Source organism: Tabrizicola sp. (genome assembly GCF_030694085.1).
In the GTDB taxonomy this organism is placed as follows: domain Bacteria; phylum Pseudomonadota; class Alphaproteobacteria; order Rhodobacterales; family Rhodobacteraceae; genus Tabrizicola.
Map to the genome: position 1 here is coordinate 17148 of NZ_JAUXZE010000056.1, position 20912 is coordinate 38059.

24 protein-coding genes are annotated in these 20912 nt (G+C 65.0%); 6 read left to right on the forward strand and 18 right to left on the reverse strand.

What is annotated here, in order from left to right; translation table 11 throughout:
* Positions 1-14 precede the first annotated feature (14 nt).
* The 9 genes from Q8M85_RS13670 to Q8M85_RS13710 form a co-directional block, all read right to left on the reverse strand.
* The gene (locus Q8M85_RS13670) at positions 15-590 is read right to left on the reverse strand and encodes an SH3 domain-containing protein (protein WP_305545569.1); all 576 of its coding nucleotides are present in this window, start codon (positions 588-590) and stop codon (positions 15-17) included.
* 259 nt (positions 591-849) lie between these two features.
* On the reverse strand, positions 850-1464 hold the full coding sequence (locus tag Q8M85_RS13675) for a TetR/AcrR family transcriptional regulator (protein ID WP_305546029.1): 615 nt from the start codon (positions 1462-1464) through the stop codon (positions 850-852).
* Positions 1461-2330 carry a polyphosphate kinase 2 gene (gene ppk2 / locus Q8M85_RS13680; protein WP_305545571.1) on the reverse strand — a complete coding sequence of 290 codons (870 nt, stop codon included), beginning with the start codon at positions 2328-2330 and terminating at the stop codon, positions 1461-1463. Before ppk2 ends, Q8M85_RS13675 begins: the two co-directional genes overlap by 4 nt.
* 43 nt (positions 2331-2373) lie before the next feature.
* Positions 2374-3291 carry an alpha/beta fold hydrolase gene (locus Q8M85_RS13685; RefSeq protein WP_305545573.1) on the reverse strand — a complete coding sequence of 306 codons (918 nt, stop codon included), beginning with the start codon at positions 3289-3291 and terminating at the stop codon, positions 2374-2376.
* Positions 3281-4198 carry a homoserine O-succinyltransferase gene (metA, locus tag Q8M85_RS13690; protein WP_305545575.1) on the reverse strand — a complete coding sequence of 306 codons (918 nt, stop codon included), beginning with the start codon at positions 4196-4198 and terminating at the stop codon, positions 3281-3283. Before metA ends, Q8M85_RS13685 begins: the two co-directional genes overlap by 11 nt.
* 60 nt (positions 4199-4258) lie before the next feature.
* On the reverse strand, positions 4259-5116 hold the full coding sequence (locus Q8M85_RS13695; protein WP_305545577.1) for an ATPase: 858 nt from the start codon (positions 5114-5116) through the stop codon (positions 4259-4261).
* 100 nt (positions 5117-5216) lie between these two features.
* Positions 5217-6275, reverse strand: a complete 1059-nt coding sequence (locus tag Q8M85_RS13700) for a hypothetical protein (protein ID WP_305545579.1) — start codon at positions 6273-6275, stop codon at positions 5217-5219.
* A 94-nt stretch (positions 6276-6369) separates the two neighbouring features.
* On the reverse strand, positions 6370-7257 hold the full coding sequence (locus Q8M85_RS13705; protein WP_305545581.1) for a DMT family transporter: 888 nt from the start codon (positions 7255-7257) through the stop codon (positions 6370-6372).
* Between the two features lie 89 nt (positions 7258-7346).
* Positions 7347-8336 carry a zinc-dependent alcohol dehydrogenase family protein gene (locus tag Q8M85_RS13710; RefSeq protein ID WP_305545583.1) on the reverse strand — a complete coding sequence of 330 codons (990 nt, stop codon included), beginning with the start codon at positions 8334-8336 and terminating at the stop codon, positions 7347-7349.
* 153 nt (positions 8337-8489) lie between these two features.
* On the opposite strand from Q8M85_RS13710, the gene Q8M85_RS13715 reads away from it, so the two are divergent.
* A complete protein-coding gene (locus Q8M85_RS13715) occupies positions 8490-9083 on the forward strand; it encodes a nitroreductase family protein (RefSeq protein WP_305545585.1) in 594 nt (197 codons plus the stop codon).
* Positions 9084-9151: 68 nt separating this feature from the next.
* Here Q8M85_RS13715 and Q8M85_RS13720 read toward each other — a convergent pair whose 3' ends face one another.
* The 3 genes from Q8M85_RS13720 to guaA all read right to left on the reverse strand — a co-directional run bounded on the left by Q8M85_RS13720 (position 9152) and on the right by guaA (position 11486).
* Positions 9152-9553, reverse strand: a complete 402-nt coding sequence (locus Q8M85_RS13720) for a hypothetical protein (RefSeq protein WP_305545587.1) — start codon at positions 9551-9553, stop codon at positions 9152-9154.
* A gap of 62 nt (positions 9554-9615) precedes the next feature.
* On the reverse strand, positions 9616-9915 hold the full coding sequence (locus tag Q8M85_RS13725) for a putative quinol monooxygenase (protein WP_305545589.1): 300 nt from the start codon (positions 9913-9915) through the stop codon (positions 9616-9618).
* On the reverse strand, positions 9912-11486 hold the full coding sequence (gene guaA / locus Q8M85_RS13730; RefSeq protein WP_305545591.1) for a glutamine-hydrolyzing GMP synthase: 1575 nt from the start codon (positions 11484-11486) through the stop codon (positions 9912-9914). The genes Q8M85_RS13725 and guaA overlap by 4 nt, the downstream gene beginning before the upstream one ends.
* Positions 11487-11640: 154 nt before the next feature.
* Between guaA and Q8M85_RS13735 the strand changes: the two genes are divergently transcribed.
* A complete protein-coding gene (locus Q8M85_RS13735) occupies positions 11641-13182 on the forward strand; it encodes a trimethylamine methyltransferase family protein (protein WP_305545593.1) in 1542 nt (513 codons plus the stop codon).
* 39 nt (positions 13183-13221) lie between these two features.
* On the opposite strand, the gene Q8M85_RS13740 is transcribed toward Q8M85_RS13735, so the two are convergent.
* Positions 13222-13506 carry a DUF6477 family protein gene (locus tag Q8M85_RS13740; protein ID WP_305545596.1) on the reverse strand — a complete coding sequence of 95 codons (285 nt, stop codon included), beginning with the start codon at positions 13504-13506 and terminating at the stop codon, positions 13222-13224.
* A 223-nt stretch (positions 13507-13729) separates the two neighbouring features.
* On the opposite strand from Q8M85_RS13740, the gene Q8M85_RS13745 reads away from it, so the two are divergent.
* Positions 13730-14857, forward strand: a complete 1128-nt coding sequence (locus Q8M85_RS13745) for a DUF6456 domain-containing protein (RefSeq protein ID WP_305545598.1) — start codon at positions 13730-13732, stop codon at positions 14855-14857.
* 3 nt (positions 14858-14860) lie between these two features.
* On the opposite strand, the gene Q8M85_RS13750 is transcribed toward Q8M85_RS13745, so the two are convergent.
* A complete protein-coding gene (locus Q8M85_RS13750; protein ID WP_305545600.1) occupies positions 14861-15433 on the reverse strand; it encodes a hypothetical protein in 573 nt (190 codons plus the stop codon).
* A gap of 242 nt (positions 15434-15675) precedes the next feature.
* On the opposite strand from Q8M85_RS13750, the gene lipA reads away from it, so the two are divergent.
* Positions 15676-16656 carry a lipoyl synthase gene (lipA, locus tag Q8M85_RS13755; RefSeq protein ID WP_371135262.1) on the forward strand — a complete coding sequence of 327 codons (981 nt, stop codon included), beginning with the start codon at positions 15676-15678 and terminating at the stop codon, positions 16654-16656.
* A gap of 61 nt (positions 16657-16717) precedes the next feature.
* Here lipA and Q8M85_RS13760 read toward each other — a convergent pair whose 3' ends face one another.
* The 4 genes from Q8M85_RS13760 to hpt form a co-directional block, all read right to left on the reverse strand.
* Entirely contained in the window at positions 16718-17593 is an 876-nt protein-coding gene (locus tag Q8M85_RS13760) for a hypothetical protein (RefSeq protein ID WP_305545604.1), read from the reverse strand.
* Between the two features lie 130 nt (positions 17594-17723).
* Positions 17724-18611, reverse strand: coding sequence for a c-type cytochrome (locus Q8M85_RS13765; protein ID WP_305545606.1), 888 nt, complete (start codon positions 18609-18611; stop codon positions 17724-17726).
* A gap of 58 nt (positions 18612-18669) precedes the next feature.
* On the reverse strand, positions 18670-18846 hold the full coding sequence (locus Q8M85_RS13770; protein WP_305545608.1) for a hypothetical protein: 177 nt from the start codon (positions 18844-18846) through the stop codon (positions 18670-18672).
* Complete coding sequence (hpt, locus tag Q8M85_RS13775; protein WP_305545610.1) at positions 18843-19388, reverse strand: hypoxanthine phosphoribosyltransferase; 546 nt, start codon at positions 19386-19388, stop codon at positions 18843-18845. The genes Q8M85_RS13770 and hpt overlap by 4 nt, the downstream gene beginning before the upstream one ends.
* 122 nt (positions 19389-19510) lie before the next feature.
* Between hpt and Q8M85_RS13780 the strand changes: the two genes are divergently transcribed.
* Complete coding sequence (locus tag Q8M85_RS13780; RefSeq protein WP_305545612.1) at positions 19511-19969, forward strand: type II toxin-antitoxin system RatA family toxin; 459 nt, start codon at positions 19511-19513, stop codon at positions 19967-19969.
* A 58-nt stretch (positions 19970-20027) separates the two neighbouring features.
* Complete coding sequence (locus Q8M85_RS13785) at positions 20028-20894, forward strand: PHB depolymerase family esterase (RefSeq protein ID WP_305545614.1); 867 nt, start codon at positions 20028-20030, stop codon at positions 20892-20894.
* Positions 20895-20912: the final 18 nt, after the last annotated feature.

Consider the following 20912-nt stretch of genomic DNA (forward strand, 5'->3'; position numbering starts at 1 on the left):
GTCGCGGGGAAGACCTAGTGGGTCTCGTCTTCCTCGCAGGCCATGTAGTCGTCAAAGACCCAGCCGACGACATTGTCGCCAGCCCACTTTTCGACATAGATCCATTGCTTGCCCTGATGCGACCTTTGCGCGATGGCCCGCACCACCGTTCCGTTGCGCAGGGTGGCAAAGATCTCGCCGCCGGGGTCGGCGCGGGCGTTCAGGGGCGTGCCGGTCGGATCGGCAACCGTGCAGGCGACAGTGGTCGCCGTGCCGTTTGCAAAGGGCACCTCGGGCAGCGCCCGCGTCGTGCCTGCGCAATCAAGGTAGCTGCCAAAGACCCAGGCCCCGTCGAAGTCGGTCGCCAGCTCTCCGTCGTGAAAGCGTTCCACCAGCGCCCAAAGCTTGCCGTCGACCTCGCGATGCTCGACGAACATCAGTTTCGTCCCGTTCCTGGTCGAACCGACGACGGGGCCGTTTGGCGATAGCCGGATGTTCAGGGGCGTGCCGGTCGGATCGGCCACCGTGCAGACCGGTGCCCCGCCGCAGGCCAGCGCCACCCCTGCCGTCGCCAGCAGGAAAAGGGGGAAGCCAAGATACCGAAGGCGCATGTCCAGATCCTTTCAAGGGCGACGTCAGGTCCGCACTCTGCCTGTCCGCAGGGCGTCTGTCACCTCAGGACTCCCTGACCGGAGGTGTCAGCCGGTCGGGCCAAGCGAGTGTCTTGGGTGTCCGCTTCGACCGCTGGGGAAGGCGGCCGGAAATGGCGAGAAACCCGGCCAGAACACATCTTAACAATTCCTGAACGCCCGCGGCCAACCCATTGATTTCAGGGCGTTGATCGGCTTTGTCCACCGTGGACACCTGCCGTCACCGATCCGGCGACAGAAGGCCCAGACCCCGCAGGTAGATCCCGATCCCGGTCTCCAGCAAGTCCTCCGCCGGCCAGGGCTGCGGCCCGCCGTTCCCCCGAAGGAACAGTTCGACAACCCCGTGAGAGACCGCCCAGACATGGGCCGAGATCATGCTCGCCGGTGGCCGCCGCCCCTCTGGCAGCCCCTTCACCAGCGTCTCAGCCGCCCGGTCCATCGTCGCCCGCGCCTTGCCCGCGACCGAGGCAAGATCCGGGTGTTTCCCTGGTTGCAGCCCGCTTTCGAACATCGCCTGGTAGTGGCCCGGATATTTCCGGGCAAAGGCCAGATAGGCCCGTCCCGTCGCCTCGAAGGCTGCCAGCGGGGACGGCCGCCCCTCGTCGTAGGCATATTCAAGAAGGGCCGCGAAGATGTCGAACCCCTGCCGCGCGACCTCGGCCAGAAGCTCGTCCCGCCCCGCGAAGTGCCGGTAGACCGCCGCCGGGGTCACGTCGGCTGCCTTCGCCGCCTCGGACAGGGTAAAGCCCTGCGGCCCCTTCTCGGCGATCAGCGTCAAAGCCGCCTCGACCAGTGCCTGCCTCAGGTTGCCGTGATGATAGCCGCGCTTCATCAGCCCTTCCGAAGCTTCGGTCCGCCGCAGATATTGCCGTCGATCTTGCCGATGGCCGCCGCATCCTTCCCGGGATAGTCCACCGACCCCAGAATCGTCTGGATCGCGGCAATCCGCGCGCGCTTCTTGTCGTCGGACAGGATCACCGTCCAGGGAGCATGTCTGAAGTGGGTCTTTTCCATCGTCTCGTCGATAGCCGCGCAGTAGTCGTCCCACTTTGCCAGCCCGTCGACGTCGATCTGGGACAGTTTCCACTGCTTCAGAAGGTCTCCCTCGCGGTCGAGAAAGCGCTTCAACTGCTCGGCCCGACCGACCTCCAGCCAGATCTTCAGAAAGATGATCCCTTCATCGGCGATCATCTGCTCGAATTCGGGGAGTTGCTTGAAAAACTTCGCTCGCTCCTCGGGTTTGCAGAAGCCGAAAACGTGCTCGATCATCGCGCGGTTGTACCAGCTGCGGTCATAGAGGGCGACTTCGCCCTTGGCTGGGAACCAGTCGACGTAACGCTGGAAATACCATTGCTGGCTTTCCCGCTCGGTCGGCTTCGACAGGGCGACGACATAGGCCTGCCGGGGGTTCATGTTTTCCGTCACCGCCTTGATCGTCCCGCCCTTGCCGGCAGCATCGCGGCCCTCGAAGACGACGATCAGCCGTTTTCCGCTGGCTTTCAGACCCGCTTGCATCTTGGCAAGTTCGATCTGCAGCGCCTCCATCTGACGCTCGTACTCCTTGCCCTTCATCTCCTCCCGGTAGGGGTAGGAGGCGGTCATGATCTCGTCCTTGCCTGCGGTCTCGATCGCCTTGCGCACTTCGTTCGGTGCGCCTTCGCGGAAGTAGCGGCTGATCGCGCCGTCGAAGGGTAGGGTCATCTGAATCCTCCTTACATCGCGGCCAGTATGGCGATTGGCCAGGTCAGCGCAATGCAGCGCGAAGGGTCGCTGCGATGACCTCGTCGGCGTGAGCGTGATGCGGCATGTGGCCCGCGCCGGGGATCACGGTCAGTCTGGAGTTGGGGAGGAGCTTCGAGACCGGCTGCGAGTGGATGTGCAGGGGCACGATGGTGTCCTCGGTGCCGTGGATCATCTCGACCGGCAGGGTCAGCGTGGGATAGCGCGGCTCCATCGTCATCAGCTCGGCGCGCAGGGCGTTCACCTGCGCGACATTGGCGGCCAGGGTCTCGCGCCGCAGGGTGAGCGGGGTGCCGATGAAGTTGTCATAGCCGGGCGGGACCGGGTCCGGGGCAAAGACGGCGTCGATCGCCTTGCGGACGTAACTGTCAGGCACGAAGGCCGAGGCAAGCGGGATCGCCACCGCCCGACCGACCGCGTTGTCGGTGGCGCGGTACCAGATGTCCAGCTTGCCCGGCCAGGGCATCGAGGGGCTTGCGACCAGAACCAACGCCTTTGGCCCACCGTCCAGCGCCCAGGCAAGTGCGACGGCCCCGCCGTAGCTTTGGCCCAGCACAATGGGCTCCGTAACGCCCAGCTGTGCGACGCCCGACTTGATGAAACGGGCCTGGGCCAGAAGACTGGTTTCGTCCAGTGCATCAGAGTGGCCAAGGCCTGGGCGGTCCACCACGGTCACACGGAAGCGGTCGGCCAATCGGTCACGCAAGCCGAACGTCAGGTCGCGCAAGGACCCGCTGGCACCGTGGATCATAATCAGATCGGGGCCCTGGCCTGTCATCTCATAATGCAGGCGCTTGCCGTCCACGGTCACGAACGACCCCGAGGGAGGATGGGCCGCCTCAGCCGTTGCCTCGCGCGCGGCGGCCCGCCAGTGGGTGACACCGGCCAGGGCCGCGACGGCGATGAGGAAGCTAGCGGCCAATCTCTTCAATGTCATAGGGCGTGGACTGATAGATCTCGTTGATCCAGTTGCCATATAGCAGGTGGGCGTGGCTTCGCCAGCGATTGAGCGGCGGCATCGCGGGGTTGTCATCGGGGTAGTAGTTCAAGGGCACGTTGATCGGCGTGCCGTTGGCGACGTCGCGGTCGTACTCCTGCTTCAGCGTATCGCTGTCATATTCGAAGTGGTTGAAGATATAGAGCGCGCGGTGGGCCGTATCTTCGACCAGACAGGGGCCGACCTCATCGCTGCCAAGCAGGGTCTTCAGGCCGGGGGCGGCGTCGATTTCGGCCTGTTTCATCTCGGTCCAGCGGCTGACGGGGATCACGAAATCGTCCGAGAACCCGCGCAGGTAGGGCGAGGTCGGGCACAGGTTCTGGTGGCGGAAGCAGCCGAAGGCCTTGGCGGGCAGCATGTGCTTCTTCACGCCGTGGAAATGGTTGATCATCGCCATCCCGCCCCAGCAGACGCCGAAGGTGGACTGCACGTTGGTCTGGGTCCAGTCCATGACCTCGCACAGCTCGTCCCAGTAGGTGACGTCCTCGAAGTCCAGATGCTCGATGGGAGCGCCGGTGATGATCAGACCGTCGAACTTCTCGGCCTTCACCTCCTGGAACGGACGGTAGAAGGTCGCCATGTGTTCGGCTGCGGTGTTCTTTGTCGTGTGTTCGGACATGCGGATCAGCTGCAGGTCGATCTGCAGCGGCGTGGCCCCGATCAGCCGGGCGAACTGGTTTTCCGTCTGGATCTTCTTCGGCATCAGGTTGAGAAGCCCGATCCGCAGGGGCCGGATGTCCTGATGCGCGGCGCGGGTGGGCGACATGACCATGACGCCCTCGGACCGCAGCACGTCATAGGCGGGCAGGGTTTCGGGAAGCGTGATGGGCATGGTCAGGGTCCTTGGGGCCAGAGGGCCAAGAGCTAGGGGTTTCGTGTCAGGGTTGCAAGGTTACGCCCGGTCAATGGCGCGGGTCATGAGGGCGTCGAAATCATGCGCACTGGCGACCTCTGCAACCTCCTCGGCCGTTACGGTCACGCCCCAGCGCGCCATGGCGGCATATCGCGGCTGGCGGTGGGCAAGGGCGCGGGCATAGGTCCAGCGGACGAAGTGGTCGGGATCGCAGCTTTCTTCGGTCACGGAATGGGTTGCACGGTATTCTTCCCACGCCGCATGAAGAAAGTGCGGCTGGTAGTACATCGGCTTTGGCGCGCGGTCGAAGCGGCGGACAAGCTCGGCCGTGTGGGCGTCCGAGCCCTTGATCCAGACCAGCAGCAGGGTTTCCGATAGCTGCTTCATCACCGGATCGGCGGGGTCCTCGGCCTCTACCACCTCGCAAATCGACCCAGAAGTGTCGCAGACGAAATTCGGGTAGCCGTAGATTTCCTCCGCACGCTCCATGAAGCGGGCGGTGTCCAGCGTCGCGGCCACTTCGGCAGCGCGATGCTGGTCTTGCCGCTTCATGTATTCGGCGAACGGCACGCCACCCTTGGCCGGGTCGCCGGGCTTGCCAAGGTAGGTGGAGAGGGGGGCCAGATTGTCGAAGGTGATGTTCGACGCGATGTAGACGCTGTCGGTCATCAGCAGTTCGCGCAAGAGCGGGACCTTCATCGCCTCGCGCTTGAAGTTGTCGGCGATGTATTCGCCCATGTAGCGCGTGCCGATCCGGTAATCGACCGAGTAATGGAACCAGTCGCCGTGGTCGCGCAGCAGGTTCGACAGGTAGGTCTTGCCCAGGCCGGACATGCCGAACAGCATGACCCGCTTTCGGGGGGCCTTAAGATAGTCTGCACCGGACTGGTAGAGCATCGCGTCACCTCTCGCGGCCCGTGTTAGCCGCGCGTCAGAGGTTCCACAACGAAAAACCCCGCCACACTGGGCGGGGTTGAACGGGGCGATGTGGCTGGGATCAGAATGTGTAGCCGATCCGGATGCCGACGCCGACGCCGGAGTTACCGGTGAAGTTGCCGCTGATCACGTTGGTGGTCGCATCGCCGATGTCGACGTAGCGGATACCGCCGGTGACCTTCAGGTTGTCGCGGGTGTAGGTCGCGGCAAGGCCTATGCTGCGGAAGCCGTCGGTCGGGCCAAGGTTGCCGGTGATCTGGCCGTCGGACGGCTCGTATCCCAAGGTCACGGCCCCCGACCAGGTTTCGTTGAAGCGGCGACCAATTCCGAGGTTATAGGTGATCCGGTCCTCGGGGTAGCTGACCAGCGGGATCGGGAGGGGATAGTTTGGCGGGTCGATGACGAACGCGCTCCAATCGACCCAGCGGATTGAGCCAAACAGCAGCGTGTCCTTGGCGATGCCGGTCTGGAACTCAAGGTTCACCGACTGCGGGACCTCGGTTTCGAAACCTGCCGTGGGGGTGCCGTTCTCAACCGATTCAAGGCTGTGAGTGATGGCAGAGTTGTAGGTCAGTGCCACGCGCGCAGCGATCTCGGGTTTCTCCCAGGCCAAGCCTACTAGGTAACCCAGCTCGGAATCGTAGTTGGTGCTCATCACGTAGCCGGTGCCAAGTGCCACGTCGCCCTTGACCGTCTGGTAGCGCAGGCCACCGTAGATCGACACGTTGTTTTCGAACTTGTAGCGCAGCATGCCGGTCAGGGCCGAGGACCGAAGATCGGCGGTTGACCCGGCCAGAAGAGGATAGCCGGTACCGGAAGGATAGGCGATGTTCGCCCCGATCGGCTCATCCAGAACCATCGCGAAGTCGAGCTTGTCGCCGATGTCCATCTTGTAGCCAAGGCTCCAGCTGTTGAAGCTAGGCGACATGTCGCCCGACGACAGCGCCCCTCCACCAACGGTTCCACTGACGTCCGGCGAGAAGTGTCCGAAGCTGAGTTCGACGTAGCGGCCCTGTTCGAACAGGATCGCCACAGACTGCGCCGAGCGTTCAACACCACCTGCATATGCGCCGCTGGTGGCGGCAAGCATGGCTGCGGTGACCAATGCATAATGTTTCATGGTCCTCATCCCTGAATTGAATTCCCGACCCGGGAACTCCCCCTTAAATGCAGGCTAAGACCTGCGACATTTTGGGTCAATCAATGACGCCACGTCACGGTTTTGTGACGTGGGGTGCCTGTGGCCGGGATGCCCCACCTCGCAGCGTGATCCAGATTCCTGCGAAGATCAGCGCCGCCCCAAGGAACAGCGTCGCCTCCACCGTCTCGTTGTAGAAGACGGCGCCGACGACGGCGATGATCGGCAGGCGGGCGAAGTCTACGGGGACGACAGTGCTGGCCGGGGCAAGAGACAGCGCCGTCGTCAAGGAGAAATGCGCGGTGATTCCGGCGATGCCGATCAGGACCAGCCAGGGCAGGGTGGCCAGCGTCGGCAGGGTGACGGTGCCGAAGACGGTCATCGCCACGGTGCCGAAGACCGCCTGCATCAGCGTCAGCCAGAACAGGATCGACAGGATCGGCTCGCCCCGGGTCAGCAGCTTGGTCATCAGCGTTGTCGAGGCAAAGAAGAAGGCAGCGGCGGCGGCGGCAAGGACCCCGGGCTCGATCCGGCCGAAGTCCGGGCGCGCGACGATCAGGACGCCGGCAAAGCCCAGGGCGGCAGCGGCCAGCTTGCGGCGGGTCAGGCGTTCGCCAAGGAAGATCGGGGACAGCAGGATCACCCAGATCGGCGAGGTGAACTCCAGCGCGAAGACCTGGGCCAGCGGGATCATGGTGATCGCCCAGAACCACAGCGACTGGCCGGTGAAGTGGAAGACATTGCGGACCACATGGCTGGGCAGCCGGTCGGTGCGGACGTCCGAAAGCTTGCGGAACACAGCGGCCAGGGCCACGACCAGCACCCAGCCGATCATGGAGCGGTAGGCGAGGATCTCGAACGTGTCATGGACGCCGTTGATCTGCCGGGTCGCGATGGCCATCGCCGTGAAGGCGGCAATCGCTCCGATCATCCAGAGCGCGGCGGCAAGGGGGCGGTGCGTCATGGGCGAAACCCTTGCCGGGCCGGCCCGGAATGTCCAGACCAGTCAGCGCGGTTCGACCCTGGGTGCCTCTCGCCCCCGGCAGAGGGAAACTAGCCGGGGACAACCAGAACCTTGACCTCGCCTGGCGCGGCGGGGTTGGCGATGACCTCTGCGGCCTCGGCCAGCGGGATGATCCGCGAAATCAGCGGGGCGACCTGAACCTGACCCGCCATCAGCATCGCGGCGGCGCGGGTTTGGGTGAAGGGGTTGATGAAGCTGTGCAGCAACTGGATTTCCCGGAACAGAAGGTCGAAGGGCTCGATCCCGACCTTCTGACCTTGCGGCATGACGCCCAGGATCACCACCCGCCCTCCCGACCGGGTCAGGCGTGGGGCCATCTCGACCGTCTCGGCCACCCCGGCACATTCCAGGACCAGGTCTGCCCCTTGCGGCAGAAGCGCCCGCGCCTCGGCCTCGGTCGCGGCGGTGCGCGTCGCGCCGACAGTCAGCGCCAGCTGGCGTTTGGCCGGATGGCGGGTGACAAGAGTGACCTCGGCCCCGGCATTGCGGGCCAGTTGCACCGCAAGAAGGCCGATGACCCCGCCGCCAAGGACGATCACCCGCTCGCCGGGGACGGGCGCACCAAGGTCGACACCGTGCAGGGTGCACGCCAAGGGCTCGGCAAATGCCGCGTGAAGCGGGTCGAGATCGGGGACCGGGACGGCACGGTGTGCGGGGATCACCGCCATTTCGGCAAAGCCGCCGTCGCGGTGGATGCCGATGGCGACGTTGCGGATGCAAAGGTTTGTTCGGCCACGCAGGCATTGATCGCAGGCTCCGCAGGCGATGTTGGGGTCGCAGGTGATCCGGGTCCCGTGGGGCAGGGTGACACCCTCGCCGGTGCCAATGACCTCGCCCGAAAACTCATGGCCCAGGGTGACGGGCGGGGCGCAGGGAAACTCGCCTTTGTAGAGATGCCGGTCCGTTCCGCAGATCCCGGCGGCGAGGACGCGCACCAGCACCTCGCCGGGACCAAGAGAGGGGACGGGAACATCCACCGCCTCGATTCGACCTTGCGCCTGCAACCGCACTGCCCGCATCTTCACCCTCCCTTGGCCGTGCTGGATCATGGCATGGGCACTGACCTCTGTCTCCGGGGTTCTGTGCGCGGACAAACACAGGGTGGGCGGGCAGGGCGGTTGCCGGGGGCCTGGTGGCGACCTATCTCACTGGATCAGCAGAAGGATGACGCCATGAGCCTTGATCAACCCGCCGGTCGCCAGCCCGACCACCCGGTCGCCCCGCAATTCCCGGCCCGCTGGTCGCCTCGGTCCTTCACCGACCGCACGGTGACCGAGGTCGAGGTGATGTCGCTTCTGGAAGCAGTCCGCTGGGCTCCTTCGGCCTCGAACCACCAACCCTGGCGCCTGGTCTGGGCGCGGCGGGGGGAGGATGGCTTTGCCACGATCCATTCGGCGCTGGCTTCTGGCAACCAGGTCTGGGCCAGACAGGCCGCAGTGCTGTTTGCCGTTGCGTCGAAGGATACCGTGACCAACCGCGAGGGGGCAGAGGTGGCGAACCGCACGGCCGGGTTCGACACCGGAGCCGCCTGGATGAGCCTGGCGCTGCAGGCGCGGGCGATGGGCCTGGCCGCGCACGCAATGGGCGGGTTCGACAAGGACAAGCTGGCGGCAGCGGTGGGTCTGCCCGACGGCCACACGCTGCACTGTGTCGTGGCGGTGGGCGAACAGGGGTCGGCAGAGGCGCTGCCGGAGGATCTGCGTGCACGGGAAAAACCCAGCGGGCGCAAGCCAATGGCAGAGATCGCGGTGCACGGGCGGTTCTGACGCGACGCGACCACTTTATCCGCGTCTGATGGGCTTCAGCCGCCGCACCCCAAGTCCCAGGCGGACTGTCAGCCCGCCGCAGTGGCGATCAGACGGCAAAGCTCGTCCCGGACAACGCGATTGCCTGCGATCTGGCCCTGCTGGACCGTGAAGATCGCCTCGATGGTCGTCTTGCCGGACCGTCCCGAGACGATGAAGCGCAACTCTTGCGGTCGACCTGAGCCGGAGGTTTCCTGCCAGGCAGTCACGACTCCGCCGTTCCGTTTCACGCGAGAGTAGCCCTCGGATTTCAGCCGCGACGCAAGGCGTTTGGCGGCGATCGTCTGGTCAAGCCCTTTGTAGGTTTCCTGCGTCCGATACTCGATCTGGCTCAAGAGTGGCAGTCCGAGGGTTGTGAAGTTCTTCGTGCAGTTTGCCGAGGCTGACGACGCCGCGAGGGCAATGCAGAGAATGACGAGGGGAAGGCGCATCTGTTGGCTCCTGTAAGAATGAGCGCAACGGTAGGTCGGGCGCAGGGCGCGCCGCTAGTCAGCTATTCCTTCCCAGTCTGCGGAAGGGCCGGAGACTCTTCCACGCGGAAATCGCGCTTCAGATCTGCGGTGGCCTGAGACCAGAGACTGCTGCGGGTGCGTGTCTGGTGGGCGTCAAACGCCTTCCGATCCGCAAAGACCTCATCCAGCCGCCAGACAAGCGGATCGTCGGTTGGATCGACGTTGAACTTCTGGCAGCCCGGTTCGGCCCGGCTTAGACGGATATGCTCTGGCAGGCAGGTGCGGACGATGGCAGCCTCGTCCGGGGTAGAGCAGGTCAGGGTTCCGGTGACGGTGATCATTCCAGCTCGATCGTTCCCGGCGGCTTCGAGGTGCAGTCGTAGAACACGCGGTTGACGCCCTTGACCTCGTTGATGATCCGGGTGGCGGTTTCTCCAAGGAAATCATGGGTGAAGGGATAGTAGTCGGCGGTCATGCCATCGACCGAGGTCACCGCCCGCAGCGCCAAAGCGTAGTCGTATGTCCGCCCGTCGCCCATCACGCCGACGGTCTTCATCGGCAGGATCGCGGCGAAGGCCTGCCAGATCTCGTCGTAAAGCCCATGTTTGCGGATCTGATCGATGTAGACCGCATCGGCGCGACGCAGGATGTCCAGTTTCTCGGCCGTGATCTCGCCGGGGCAGCGGATCGCAAGGCCTGGGCCGGGGAAGGGGTGGCGGCCGATGAAGCTGGCGGGAAGCCCCAATTCGCGGCCCAGGGCGCGGACCTCGTCCTTGAACAGCTCGCGCAGGGGTTCGACCAGCTTCAACCCCATCTTTTCCGGCAAGCCGCCGACGTTGTGGTGGCTCTTGATGGTCACGGAAGGACCACCCGAGAAGGAGACGCTTTCGATCACGTCGGGGTAAAGGGTCCCTTGCGCCAGAAACTCGGCGCCCTCGATCTGGGCCGCGTATTTCTGGAAGACGTCGATGAACAGCTTGCCAATTGTCTTGCGCTTGACCTCTGGGTCCGAGACCCCCTCCAGCGCGCCGAGGAAAAGGTCTCGTTCATCGGCGTGGATCAGGTTGAGGTTGTAGTTCTCGCGGAACATCTGCACGACCTGCTCGGCTTCGCCCAGGCGCAGAAGGCCGTGGTCTACGAAAACGCAGGTCAGCTGGTCGCCGATAGCCTCGTGCAGCAGGATTCCGGTGACCGAACTGTCGACCCCGCCGGACAGCGCACAGATGACCTTCTTGTCGCCGACCTGAGCGCGGATCTTTTCGATCATCTCGGCGCGGTAGGCCCCCATCGTCCAGTCGCCCTTGAAGCCCGCCAGCTTGACGAAGTTCTCGTACAACTGCGCGCCCTTCGGGGTGTGGTGCACCTCGGGGTGGAACTGGACGGCGTAGAAGTGACGGGCGGCGTCGGCGGTGATCGCAAAGGGCGCGTTGGGCGATGTGCCGTAGACCTGGAAGCCCGGCGCGATCTTCGAGACGTGGTCGCCGTGCGACATCCAGACCTGTTCCTGCGCCAGCGGACCGGCCTCGGGCGGGAACCAGCCCGCCAGGAAGGGATGCGTCAGGTCGGTCGGGGTGACGAAGGCCTTGCCGAACTCGGCCGTGCCATGCCCGCCTTCGACGTGCCCGCCCAGACAATGCATCATAACCTGCTGTCCGTAGCAGATCCCCAGGATCGGCACGCCCATCTCGAACACGCCCGCCGGGGGCATCGGGGCATTTTCCCAGTAGACGCTGGCAGGCCCCCCCGAGAAGATCACCGCCTTCGGGGCGAAGGCCTTCAGGAAGGCATCGTCCACGCGGTTGTAGGGGTGGATTTCGCAATACACGTTCAGCTCACGCAGGCGGCGCGCGATCAGCTGCGTCACCTGGGAACCGAAGTCGATGATGAGAAGGCGATCATGCGTCTGGGTCATGCGCCCGATTAGGCTGGGACGGGGCGAAGCGCAAGATGGGCGATGTCGTTTGCGACTGGGTGCCATGTCGGTTTTGGCAGACATGCGGCGGTTTCGGGGGGCGATGCCGCAAGGTTTGGCGGCATAAGGGCGCAAACATCTCCCGGAGGCTGACATGAACGAAGTTGCAGGGCGCAGGTCGCGCAGTGGTGGGGGCGCCAGCCGTCGGGCAGAGCGGACCGCGGTCAGCTTCGAGACCGCGCGCTTCATCCAGCGCAACATCCCGAACTTCGAGATCCTGAACGAGGAAGCCCTTCAGATCATCGAGCACAACGCCGAGACGGTGCTGGAAGAGATCGGCGTCAACTTCGTCGAAAACCCCGCCGCTTTGGCCCGCTGGCGCAATGCCGGGGCCGACGTGCAGGGCGAGCGGGTGCATATTCCCCGGGGCCTTGCCCGCAAGCTGATCTCGACCGCGCCCAAGACCTTCACCCAGCACGCCCGCAACCCCGAGCGCAATGTCGACATCGGTGGGCGGAACCTGGTGCTGGCGCCGGTTTACGGCCCGCCCTTCGTGCGCGACATGGAAGGTGGGCGCCGCTATGCCACGCTGGAGGATTTCCAGAACTTCGTGAAACTGGGCTACATGTCCAAGTGGCTGCACCATTCGGGCGGCACGGTTTGCGAGCCGACCGACGTGCCGGTGAACAAGCGCCACCTCGACATGCTGCTTGCCCACATGACGCTGTCGGACAAGCCCTTCATGGGCTCGGTCACCGAACCCAGCCGCGCGCAGGATTCCGTGGACATGGCGAAGATCCTGTTCGGGGACGCTTTCGTCGACCAGAACACGGTGATGACCTCGCTCATCAACATCAACTCGCCGATGGTCTTCGACGGGATCATGATGGGCGCGCTGGAGGTTTATGCCGCGAACAACCAGGCAAGCATCGTCTCGCCCTTCATCGTCGGCGGCGCGATGGCCCCGGTGACGGTGGCTGGGACGCTGACCCAGGTTCTGGCGGAAATCCTGGCCGGGGTGTCCTACAGCCAGCTGATCCGTCCCGGCTCGCCCGTCATCGCCGGGGCCTTCGTGACCTCGATCGACATGAACTCCGGCGCGCCGACCTTCGGAACGCCGGAAGCGGCGCACATCACCTATGGCGCGGGCCAACTGGTGCGGCGTCTGGGGCTGCCCTACCGTTCCGGCGGGTCCTTCTGCGGGTCCAAGCTGCCGGACGCGCAGGCGGCTTATGAGACGGCGAACTCGCTGAACATGGCGCTGCTTGCGGGCGTGAACTTCATGCTTCACGCCTGCGGCTGGCTGGAAGGGGGCCTTGTCAGTTCCTATGAGAAGTTCGTCATGGACGCCGACCAGCTTGGCACCTTGCACCACCTGGCACAGGGCATCCAGGTCGACACCAACGGACAGGCGATGGACGCGATCCGCGAGGTTGGGCCCGGCGGCCACTACCTTGGTTGCAGCCACACTCAGGCCAACTTCAAGTCGGCCTTCTGGCGCTCGGACCTCTTTGACTACAAGCCCTTCGAGACCTGGGCCGAGGAAGGCGCGCGCGACACGCAAAGCCTTGCCAATGAAAAGGTCAAGAAGCAGCTGGCCGACTACGTGGCCCCCGACATGGACCCTGGCACCCGCGAGGCGCTGGAGGCTTTCGTCGCAACCCGCAAGGCCGCGATGCCGGACGCCTTCATCTGAACAGGGAAGGGGCGGGAGAGCCGCCCCTTTTCTTTGATTTCAGGCCATTCCGCCCCGGCGCAACAGCTGCGCCTCGGCCAGAAGCGCGATCAGCACCTCGATGTGCCGCGCCACGGAATAGCTTGCTTCCCCCGCCACGCGGGTCGCTTCCAGCTTTGCCTCGACCGAAATCAGCGACGTGACCGTGTCCTCGGGCGAGGCGGCGCTTGCCACATAGCGCCGCAGGTCGCGTTCGCGCCGGTATTCGCCCAGTCCGAAGCGGGCCGCCCGCATCAAAAGCCTGGGACGGCGCAGGGTGGCAAGCAGGGTGCGGCAGTCGGTCATGGGATCCTCCGTTACTGGATGGGAGCATCCTTAGCTGACACAACCTGGCGTTGCGCAACCCAAGGTTGCAGCGCGCGCTGGTTACCGAAGAGTTTAAGATTTCAGTCGAATTGTAAGGGCTGAGCGAAAGCTTAACCTACAGGTAACCAATTCGACCCAAGGTTGCAGATGTCCAAAGCTGGACGTATTGCAGCCCAGGGTGGACAAGGACAGGACGACTGAATTGCCCGAATTGATCGTTGCCAGCCTGCCAGACTGGCTTCCTGCAGCTGTGCGTCATTACCTCGACCATACCGAAGACGGCACATCGCTAAGGGAGCTGGCACGGCGCGAAGGGCTCCATGCCTCGACCATCCTGCGGCAGGTGCGGCGGTTCGAGAACCGTCGTGAAGACCCGCTGATGGACGAGGCGCTTTCAGCCCTGTCCCGCACTGCCTTGCGTCGTTCCGATGATCCAGCCCGAAAGGATGACCCGCCCATGTCGGTCCATACGCATCTACCTGCCCCGGGCGAACAGCCCGCGATCTGCGACGAGCAGGCCCTGGTTCGCGAGGGAATGCGCGTCCTGCGCCGCCTGGCAGAACCCAATGCTGTCATGGCCATCGCCCCTGACCTGGACAAGGCGGTGGTGATCCGCGACTTGCCCGACGGCAAAAGCCTGCGGACGGCGGTGCTGGAACGGTCCGTCGCCCACGCCTTCGCGCTGAAGGACTGGGTCACCTGCCGCAAGCCGGGCCGCGTCTCGACCTACGAGATCACCTCGGCCGGCCGCGCCGCGCTGAAGCGGATGGTGGACGAGGAAGACCGCCGCCGTCAGGGCCTTGCCGAGGCGGCGACGCCCTTCGGCGACCAGCACCGCAGCTGGGACGAGCGCGAGGTGATGGACGACGGCGGCCCGCGCCGGGTGCGCTATAACCTGGCGGAAAGCCCGGTGGCTCTGCTGGGTCGCCGCCGCGACCGCGACGGCAAGCCGTTCCTGGAACCCGAACTGGTCGCCGCCGCCGAACGCCTGCGCGAGGATTTCGAGCTGGCCCAGATGGGGCCGCGCGTGGCGCAGAATTGGGACCGCTTCCTGACCGGCGGCGACCGGGGGGCGTTTCAGGCGGACAGCGGGTTGGCGGAAGGCCCGTCCTCGGCGCGGTCCCGCGTCGCGGCTGCACTGCGCGACCTGGGGCCGGGTCTTGGCGACGTGGCGCTGCGCTGCTGCTGCTTCCTGGAAGGGCTGGAGGTCGCCGAAAAGCGCATGGGCTGGGCGGCCCGGTCGGGCAAGATCGTCCTGCGCATCGCACTCATGCGGCTGCGGCGGCACTACGAGGAAACCTATGGCAAGTCCGGCCCGCTGATCGGCTAGTGCTCAGGCGCCAATGCCCCGCGCGATCAGCATGACCGAGATCGCCGCCAGCCAGACCGAGGCCAGCCGCCGCAGCACGAAAAGCGCGCGCGGCTGGCCAACCCCGCGGCGGCGCAGCACTGCGCCGCCTGCGGCCCAGATCGCGGCGACCAGCACCACCAGCGCGGCGAAGAGCACAAGGTTCAGCCCCAGCCGGTCAGACGAGGGCAAGAGGACCAGCCCGAAGATCAGCGCCTTGGGGTTCAGTGCTGTGGTAACAAACAGGGTCCGCGCCCCGACCGACTTCACGCCCGCAACCGCCGCAAGCGGCTGCCACAGCTTCGCCGCAAGGACCGCCACCCACAGCGCCGCCGCCAAAGTCACCGACCGTTGCAGCCACGCGTGATCGACCAGCAGGGCCGCGCCCACCAGGCTTAGCGGCAGGACCGAAAGGAAATACCCCGCAAGCTCCGCCGGAACCAGCCGCATCGCCCCCGCCCAGCCGCGCTCGGCCGCAGCTACCAGCACCAGCGAATTCGTCGGCCCCGGAGTCAGAAGCAGAAGCAGGATCGCAAGGGAAAGCTCGGGCACGGTCATCATGGGCTCCTGTCTTAGTCTGCAGATGCCCGGTCGGGAAGGGGGATGCCTTGATCCGCATCAACCGCGCAATGCAACCGGGGCCGGCGGTCGCGCCCCGCGCTGCCCCCATCTCCGGGGCTTCCCCGCCCCCGGAAGCGCGCCGCGACAAGACCAGAGGCGCGCGTGTCCTGCATTTCGCACAAGGGCCTGCGGCGGCCCAAGCAGACCTCGCTGCGTTGCCTTGGACGCAAAACCGGCTTATCTGGAAGAAGACCAAGCCGTCAGGGGGAATTTCCGTGCGCGACCTCAAGCTTCCCGAAGAGCGTCACCCCGAAAAGGCGCATCGCCCGGACAATGCCCAGCCAAAGAAGCCCGCGTGGATCAGGGTCAAGGCCCCCACCTCCGAGGGCTACAAGAAGACCCGCGACATCCTGCGTGAAAAGAAGCTGGTGACAGTGTGTGAGGAAGCGGGCTGCCCCAACGTCGGCGAATGTTGGAGCCAGGGTCACGCCACCATGATGATCATGGGCGAGATCTGCACCCGCGGCTGCACCTTCTGCAACGTGGCGACGGGCAAGCCGCAGACCCTTGACGCCTTCGAACCGGGCCGCGTTGCGCACGCCGTCGCGGAACTCGGGCTGGCCCATGTCGTCGTAACCTCAGTCGACCGCGATGACCTCGACGACGGCGGGGCCGAACACTTCGCCCAGACCATCCGCGCGATCCGGCATCGGTCTCCTGCCACCACGATCGAGGTCCTGACCCCCGACTTCCTGAAGTGTCCGCCGTCGGCGCTGGAGAAGGTGGTCGAGGCGCGGCCCGATGTCTTCAACCACAACCTTGAAACCGTGCCCGGCCTTTACCACGAGGTCCGCCCCGGCGCGCGCTACTTCCACAGCTTGCGCCTTTTGCAGCGGGTGAAAGAGCTGGACCCGATGATGTTCACCAAGTCCGGCATCATGGTCGGCCTTGGCGAAACCCGGCAGGCAGTCCTTCAGGTGATGGACGACATGCGGTCGGCGGACGTCGATTTCCTGACCATTGGCCAGTATCTGCAACCGACCCCGAAGCATCACCGTGTCGACTGTTTTGTCACGCCTGACGAATTCAAGGCCTATGAGACGGCGGCCTGGGGCAAGGGTTTCCTGATGGTTTCGGCCACGCCGCTGACCCGGTCAAGCTATCACGCGGGTGACGATTTTGCCCGGATGCGGGACGCCCGGCAGGCCGGACGCGGCTGATCCTGAACACAAAAAGGGCCGCACGTCGGCGGCCCTTTCATGAGAGCTCAGGCCTTGGACTTCAGAACTTGTAGCCGACGCCTATGTCGAAAAGCTCGTCCGAGCCCGTAACCTTGGTGCCGCCGCCTTCGACGAACAGACCGTTGTCCAGGCTGTAGGTTGCCGAGATCGAGTAGATGTCGCTGGCGTCCTGCACCATCAGCATGTCGCCGCGCAGGGTCAGCGCCGTCATGACGTCAACGCTGCCATAAAGCCGCACCGTATGGCGGGTGTCCGCAGCATCGTATTGCGCCAGCGCGGCTCCGATGTCGAAGCGGTCGGCATCGTGGAACGCGCCGATCTGCATCAGGGAAAGATCAGGGCCGGGGGCTGTTGCGAACTCGCCGGTGATGAAGAACGTCGTTGCGCCCGCCGCATAATGCATGAAGCCTTCGGCGACGTCGGCGTTCCGGTCGTTCATGTGGTGATACCCGGCCCCGAAGCTTAGACTGCCCGCGTCCTGCTTCCAGGTGATGCCCGGTGTCATGCCACGATCGAAGGAACTGGCCAGGCTGGCGATCGAACCGCGCAGGAAACTCGACTCGAGGTCAAGCAGGCGCGAGGACGAAAAGCGCGGCATCACGCGCTCGGTCTCCGACAGCGGGCGCGGGGCACCCACAGCAAACTCGCCAGCGCCGGTCGACAGCACAAGTGCAGCCCAGATATTCGTGAAGTCCGACCCGTCGTCTAGTCGGGTCGTATCCAGCGCGGCATCAAAGCCCAGAAGACCGCCAGACCGCCAGCTCATGCCGATGTCGCCGTCCAGCGCCAGCACCTCGTCCGAGCCGCCGTCCAGATATTCCAGCTTGATCTCGCCGCCGAAGGACAGGCCCGTGTCCTGGGCGGTGGCGGGAAGCGCGAAAGCCGCGACAAGCGCGGGAAGAAGAAGCCTGCTCATTGGTTTTTTTCCGTTCTGCTCGGGTTATTTTTTTGCCAGTATGCCGCAAAACCCTGCGAAGGGAAAGTCCTCGTGATCAATATCTTGTGGCTTTGTCCACCGGTAGCGGTTCCGCCATAACGGATTTCGGTCAATCCGCGTTGGGCACGGCCAGCAGATACTCTGCCACCGCTTGCCGGTCGCTTTCGGGCAGCCACGCCATGTTCTCGACCACATGCGCCATGTGGCCGCCAACGCTGTCATAGTCCGGCGTGAAGCCTGTCGTCAGGTACTGAACGATGTCGGGCGCGCTCCAGCCCAGCTTTCCCGGCGTGATGTTCGGAATACGCCCCTCGCCAGACGGGTTCGGCGCGCCCCCCAGCCAACGCGCGGTATCCATGCCGCCCAGCATGTTGCGGGGCGTGTGACATTCGCCGCAATGCGCCATCGCTTCGGCGATGTAACGGCCGCGCGCGGCAGTGGGTGTCAGGTTCCCCGGCAGCGCCCAGTCGTCCGTCAGGAACATCAGCTTCCAGGCCCCGATCGTCTCTCGCCGCGAAAAGGGGAACCCCAGTTCGTGCGGCTGGCTGGGGGTCGCATCGGCCGGCAGCGTCTTCATGAAGGCGTAAAGGTCCGCCACATCCTGCATCTTCATTTTGGCATAAGACGCATAGGGCAGGGCAGGATAGTAATGCTCGCCTTCCGGGCTGACCCCTCGGGTGATGGCATTGGCCAGGTCCAGCAGCGTCCAGTCGCCGATCCCGTGCTGTATGTCCTGGCTGATGTTCGGCGCGATGAAGGTGCCGAAGTCCGACGTAAACCGCTGCCCGCCCGACAGGACCAGCTCGGCCTCGCCTTCGGCCTTGTCGGCGGCGTGGCACGAGGCGCAGCCGGTGGCCCAGAAAATCGACTCGCCCCGCGCGGCATCGCCGGTCAGGTCCGACACGGCGGCGGCGGCCAGCGGATTTGGCCGGGCCAACACGTAAAGCCCCCCCGCGCCGACCAGACCAAGGACGACCAGCCAGCGAATGATCCGCATCTTGTGTCCTCCGATACACCTGCGCGGCGACCCTAACCGACCCGCCGCGCGCGTCCAATCACGGTTTCGGGCGTAGGCTGTCCACCGTCATCCAGTCGGGCCAACCGATGAAATACTCGATCCCGACCAGAACCAGGCACAGCGCGACCACCCCGAACACCAGTTTCACCCGACCCTCGGAGGGCGGGTTCTGCGCCCAGCGTTTGGCGCGCAGCAGCCAGGTCAGGGCGTTCATGCTTCCTCGGTGAACCGCACCTTGCCGATGTAGGGCAGGTTGCGGTTGCGTTGCGCGAAGTCGATGCCGTAACCCACCACGAACTCGTCGGGGATCTCGAACCCGGTCCAGTCGGCCTTGACTGGCACTTCCCGGCGCGAGGGCTTGTCGAGAAGCGCGCAGACCCTAAGCCGCTTCGGCTCGCGCGCCTGCAAAAGGTGGATGACATGGTGCAGCGTAAAGCCGGTGTCGACGATATCCTCGACCAGCAGGACATCCCGGCCGGCGATCTCGCCCCGCAAGTCCTTCAGGATGCGCACTTCGCGGCTGGAGTGCATCGCGTCGCCATAGCTGGAGGCCTCCAGGAAATCGACCTCGACTGGCAGCTCGATCTCACGCACCAAGTCCGCGATGAAGACGAAGGACCCGCGCAAAAGGCCCACGACGACCAGCTTGTCGGTGCCGTGGAAGTGCTGGGTGATCTCGCGCGCCAAGGCCTCGACCCGGGCCGCGATGGATTTGGCGCTGATCATCTGGTCGATCACGTAGGGGCGGTCGGGCATCGTGTCATCCGGGTTGTTCGTCCCTTCCTAGCCGCCAAAGCCACAGTTGCCTAGGCCGTGACACGACGCCCGCTTGATCTTGGCCGCGCCTCGGGCCACATCTCTGGCCGAAAGAGACGCCGATGCCCACCCATTCCGAAACCAAACGCCTGCCCTATACCGCCCAGCAGATGTACGATCTGGTGGCCGATGTCGCATCATACCCGAAGTTCCTGCCCTGGAACTCGGCAGCCCGCATCCGCTCATGCACTCCCATCGCGGGCGGAGGCGAGGTGATGGAGGCGGACCTCGTGATCAGCTTCAAGGTCTTCCGTGAACGCTTCGGCAGCCGGGTCACCCTCTGGCCCGAGGCGATGAGGATCGACACCGAATACCTCGATGGCCCCTTCCGCCACATGCGGTCGAACTGGGCCTTCCGCGACATTTCAGGTGGCTGCGAGGTCGACTTTCATGTCGATTTCGAATTCAAGAACGCGATCCTGCAAGGGATCATCGGCGTCGTGTTCAACGACGCCATGCTGCGCGTGGTCCGCGCCTTCGAACGCCGTGCGGCGGAATTGTATGGGCCGGGGCCGATTTGACGCGACGGAAATTCCTCGTGGCGGCGTGACACCCGCATGACCTGACCGGAGGAATTCCATGCGAGTCATTGCCCTGCTGATTGCCATCTTCCTGTCCCAGCCGCTTGCCGCCGAGACCGTCCGGCTTGGCGACCGCTGGTACAGGATCGATCTGCCCGCCGATCCAAGGGGCGCGCCGCTGATCCTTGCGTTGCATGGCGGGGGCGGGGACCCCGGCCAGTTCGCCCGCGCTTCGGGTCTGGCCCGTGCCGCGACGCGGGCAGGCTTCGCCGTGGCCTTCCCCGCGGGGACGGGTCGGCGCGAGGATCGGCTACTGACCTGGAACGGTGGCTACTGCTGCGGCTGGGCCGCGCGTCGGGACGTCGATGACATCGGCTTTCTGAAACATGTGATCGCCGATGCCGCCCAGCGGTTCGGCGTGGACGGGCAGGGGGTCTATCTGACCGGCATGTCCAACGGCTCGATCCTGGCCGAGACCTTTGCGGCGAAACATCCCGATCTCGTGCGCGCTGTTGCGGGCGTGGCCGGCACGATGGACACCCGCCGCAACCGGGTTCAGGGCCAAGTGCCCGCACTGATCATTCACGGCACCGCCGACACGATGGTTCCTTTCGCGGGCGGTCTGGGCGATACCAGCCTGACGCGGACCAAGTTCGCCTCGGTTCCTTCCGTGGTGCAGGCCTTTCTGGCACCCTGGGGCGGCGGGCTGGTCCAGACCAGCCGCGCCATCGATACCCGCGATGATGGCACTTCGGTCACCGTCACCGACTACCGGACGCGCGGCCGTGTGGTCCTGCGGCTGATGACGGTCGAGGGCGGAGCGCACCACTGGCCGGGCGGGCGCAAGGCCCGGCTTACCGAGGGCAAGACAGAAGAGATCGACGCGACGACCGAGATACTGCGCTTCTTTGCGGCCAATCCATGAAGACCAAAATTCCTTAAG